The 3,670-nt window shown below is 68.8% G+C and carries 5 protein-coding genes; 4 read left to right on the forward strand and 1 reads right to left on the reverse strand.

Annotated features, from left to right (window positions below):
- Window positions 1-17: 17 nt before the first annotated feature.
- Genes ACQKIP_RS42695 through ACQKIP_RS42710 form a run of 4 tightly spaced genes read left to right on the forward strand, consistent with a single transcriptional unit; the run spans window position 18 to window position 3,225 of the window.
- Window positions 18-1,052, forward strand: coding sequence for a PhoH family protein (locus ACQKIP_RS42695; protein ID WP_365857898.1), 1,035 nt, complete (start codon window positions 18-20; stop codon window positions 1,050-1,052).
- Window positions 1,053-1,065: 13 nt separating this feature from the next.
- A complete protein-coding gene (gene ybeY / locus ACQKIP_RS42700; RefSeq protein WP_361189153.1) occupies window positions 1,066-1,563 on the forward strand; it encodes an rRNA maturation RNase YbeY in 498 nt (165 codons plus the stop codon).
- 7 nt (window positions 1,564-1,570) lie between these two features.
- Window positions 1,571-2,872: a hemolysin family protein gene (locus ACQKIP_RS42705; RefSeq protein ID WP_365857900.1), complete on the forward strand. Its 1,302-nt coding sequence runs from the start codon at window positions 1,571-1,573 to the stop codon at window positions 2,870-2,872.
- Window positions 2,869-3,225 (forward strand): MmcQ/YjbR family DNA-binding protein, encoded by a 357-nt coding sequence (locus ACQKIP_RS42710; protein WP_365857902.1) that lies wholly within the window; start codon window positions 2,869-2,871, stop codon window positions 3,223-3,225. Before ACQKIP_RS42705 ends, ACQKIP_RS42710 begins: the two co-directional genes overlap by 4 nt.
- A 16-nt stretch (window positions 3,226-3,241) precedes the next feature.
- Here ACQKIP_RS42710 and ACQKIP_RS42715 read toward each other — a convergent pair.
- A partial coding sequence (locus ACQKIP_RS42715; protein ID WP_427745478.1) for an MFS transporter occupies window positions 3,242-3,670 on the reverse strand: 429 nt, incomplete at its 5' end.

Genomic DNA, 3,670 nt, shown 5'->3' on the forward strand with positions numbered 1-3,670 from the left:
GGCCATAGTGCCGGCCCATGACTCAGACACCCACAGCTCGTACCCCTGCCCAGGGCCAGTCGCGAGCACACTTCACCGTTCCGGCGAACCACCCGATGGTGACGGTACTCGGCTCCGGAGACGCCCTGTTGCGCGTGATCGAGAAGGCCTTCCCGGCGGCCGACATCCATGTCCGGGGCAATGAGATCAGCGCTGTCGGAGAGGCCCGTGAAGTGGCTCTCATCCAGCGGCTTTTCGACGAGATGATGCTGGTGCTCCGCACCGGACAGCCCATGACGGAGGACGCAGTGGAACGCTCGATCGCCATGCTCAGGGCGGACGAGGCAGGCGAGGGCGACGGCCAGGAGACCCCGGCCGAGGTCCTCACGCAGAACATCCTCTCGTCCCGCGGCCGCACGATCCGCCCCAAGACGCTCAACCAGAAGCGCTACGTCGACGCCATCGACAAGAACACGATCGTCTTCGGCATCGGCCCCGCCGGCACCGGCAAGACGTACCTCGCCATGGCCAAGGCCGTGCAGGCGCTCCAGGCCAAGCAGGTCAACCGCATCATCCTGACCCGCCCCGCCGTCGAGGCCGGCGAGCGGCTCGGCTTCCTGCCGGGCACGCTCTACGAAAAGATCGACCCGTATCTGCGTCCGTTGTACGACGCGCTGCACGACATGCTCGACCCCGACTCCATCCCGCGCCTGATGGCCGCGGGGACCATCGAGGTCGCCCCGCTGGCGTACATGCGCGGTCGCACGCTGAACGACGCGTTCATCATCCTGGACGAGGCGCAGAACACCAGCGTCGAGCAGATGAAGATGTTCCTCACCCGCCTCGGCTTCGAATCGAAGATCGTGATCACGGGCGACGTCACCCAGGTCGACCTGCCGAACGGCACGAAGTCGGGTCTGCGCCAGGTCCAGGACATCCTGGAGGGCATCGACGACGTGCACTTCTCGCGGCTCACGTCCCACGATGTCGTACGGCACAAGCTGGTCGGCCGTATCGTCGACGCGTACGAGAAGTACGACGACAGTCAGCAGAACAAGAAAAACGGGAAGTAGCGGAAGCCGCACCATGTCGATCGACGTCAACAACGAATCCGGAACCGAGGTCGACGAGCAGGCGATCCTCGACATCGCCCGCCACGCCCTCGCGCGGATGCGCATCCACCCGCTCTCCGAGCTCTCGGTGATCGTCGTGGACGCCGACGCCATGGAGCAGCTCCACATCCAGTGGATGGACCTGCCGGGACCGACGGACGTCATGTCCTTCCCGATGGACGAGCTGCGTCCGCCCGCCAAGGACGAGGAGGAGGCCCCGCAGGGCCTCCTCGGCGACATCGTGCTGTGCCCCGAGGTCGCGCTCAGGCAGGGCAAGGAAGCGCCCACGGAGCACTCCATGGACGAGGAGCTCCAGCTGCTCACCGTCCACGGCGTGCTGCACCTCCTTGGGTACGACCACGAGGAGCCGGACGAGAAGGCCGAGATGTTCGGCCTCCAGGCGGCGATCGTCGACGGCTGGCGCGCCGAGAACGGCCTGACCGGGCCGTCTCCGGCGCCCACCGTCTCGTAGGGCGGCCATGAGTTTCCAGCTGATCGCGGGCGCCGTCGCCCTGGTCGTCGTCGCCTGGCTCGCGGCCTGCGCCGAGGCGGGCATCGCCCGCACCTCCAGCTTCCGCGCGGACGAGGCGGTCCGCTCCGGGCGGCGCGGCAGCGCGAAGCTCGCGCAGGTCGCCGCCGACCCCACCCGCTATCTCAACGTGGCGCTGCTCGTGCGCGTCGCGTGCGAGATGGCCGCAGCGTCCCTGGTGACGTACGCCTGCCTGAACGAATTCGCGCAGACGTGGGAGGCGCTCGCCGTCGCCATCGCGGTGATGGTCCTCGTGTCGTACGTGGCCGTGGGCGTGTCGCCGCGCACCATCGGCCGCCAGCACCCGCTCAACACCGCGACCGCCGCCGCGTACGTCCTGCTGCCCCTTGCCCGCATCATGGGCCCGATCCCGCCGCTCCTGATCCTCATCGGCAACGCCCTCACGCCCGGCAAGGGCTTCAGGCGCGGCCCGTTCGCCTCCGAGGCCGAGCTGCGCGCGATGGTCGACCTCGCCGAGAAGGAATCGCTCATCGAGGACGAGGAGCGCCGCATGGTGCACTCCGTCTTCGAGCTCGGCGACACCCTCGTACGCGAAGTCATGGTGCCCCGGACGGACTTGGTCGCCATCGAGCGCTTCAAGACCATCCGGCAGGCGCTCACCCTCGCCCTGCGCTCCGGCTTCTCGCGGATCCCGGTGACGGGCGAGAGCGAGGACGACGTCGTCGGCATGGTCTATCTCAAGGACCTGGCCCGCAAGACGCACATCAACCGCGAAGCCGAGTCGGACCTGGTGTCGACGGCGATGCGCCCGGCGACGTTCGTGCCCGACACGAAGAACGCGGGTGACCTGCTTCGCGAGATGCAGCAGCAGCGCAACCACGTCGCCGTCGTCATCGACGAGTACGGCGGCACGGCGGGGATCGTCACCATCGAGGACATCCTCGAAGAGATCGTCGGCGAGATCACCGACGAGTACGACCGTGAACTGCCGCCCGTCGAGGAGCTGGACGACGGCTGCTACCGCGTCACCGCGCGCCTCGACATCGGTGACCTCGGCGAGCTCTTCGGGCTCGACGAGTTCGACGACGAGGACGTCGAGACGGTCGGCGGCCTCCTCGCCAAGGCGCTCGGCCGGGTGCCGATCGCCGACGCCTCGGCCTTTGTGCCGCTGCCGGACGGCCGCGAGCTGAAGCTCACCGCGGAGTCCGCGGCCGGGCGGCGGAACAAGATCGTGACGGTGCTCGTGGAGCCGGTCGTGGACCAGGGCGCGGAGAAGGAGACGTCAGGGTGACCCCGCAGGAGCTGCGCGCTTTCTGTCTTTCCTTCAACGCCGTTGTGGAGGAGTTCCCGTTCGGCCCCGAGGCTTCCGTCTTCAAGGTCGCCGGGAAGATGTTCGCGCTGAGCTCCCTGGACGCGAAGCCGCTGAAGGTGAACCTGAAGTGCGATCCGGACATGGCGGTCCAGCTGCGGGCCGCGCACCCGGAGATCGTGCCGGGATGGCACATGAACAAGCGGCACTGGAACACCGTGACGGCCGACGCGAAGCTCCCGGACCAGCAGGTCCGGGAGCTCGTCGAGGACTCGTACGACTTGGTGGTGGCCGGGCTCCCCAAGGCGGAACGACTGCGGCTCGACCGACCCTGAGCCGTACGCCGGCGCCCTAGGCGTTGCGCCGGGTGCGCAGGCCCACCGCGATCAGGGCCGCCGCCGCGAGCACCACCGCCGCGTCGATCAGGAGCACCGTCCGCGTCCCGGCCAGGAGATCCGTGCCGGTGGTGGCCAGGACTCCCAGGAGCGGGATGCCGATCGTGATGCCCACCTGCTGGGTGGACGTCACCAGGCCGGTGGCCAGGCCCTGCTCCTCGTCCGGCACACCCGACGTGACCGTCACGCCGTACGAGATGATCGCGCCCAGGTGGAACATGCTCGCCACCGAGACGCCCGCCGTCGCGAGCCAGACGGACCAGCTGCCCTCGTCGATGCCGAGGAGCGCCGCGATGAACAGGCCCTGGCCAAGGAGCGAGACGACCAGGGTGCGGCGCGCCCCGAAGCGGCTGATGACCTTGGGCGCGAAGATCCCGGCGGCCAC

Source organism: Streptomyces sp. NPDC059900, from assembly GCF_050270335.1.
In the GTDB taxonomy this organism is placed as follows: domain Bacteria; phylum Actinomycetota; class Actinomycetes; order Streptomycetales; family Streptomycetaceae; genus Streptomyces.

Coding starts and splice junctions, on each gene's coding strand:
- ACQKIP_RS42695 (WP_365857898.1), top strand. CDS start 18: ATGACTCAGACACCCACAGCTCGTACCCCTGCCCAGGGCCAGTCGCGA.
- ybeY (WP_361189153.1), top strand. CDS start 1,066: ATGTCGATCGACGTCAACAACGAATCCGGAACCGAGGTCGACGAGCAG.
- ACQKIP_RS42705 (WP_365857900.1), top strand. CDS start 1,571: ATGAGTTTCCAGCTGATCGCGGGCGCCGTCGCCCTGGTCGTCGTCGCC.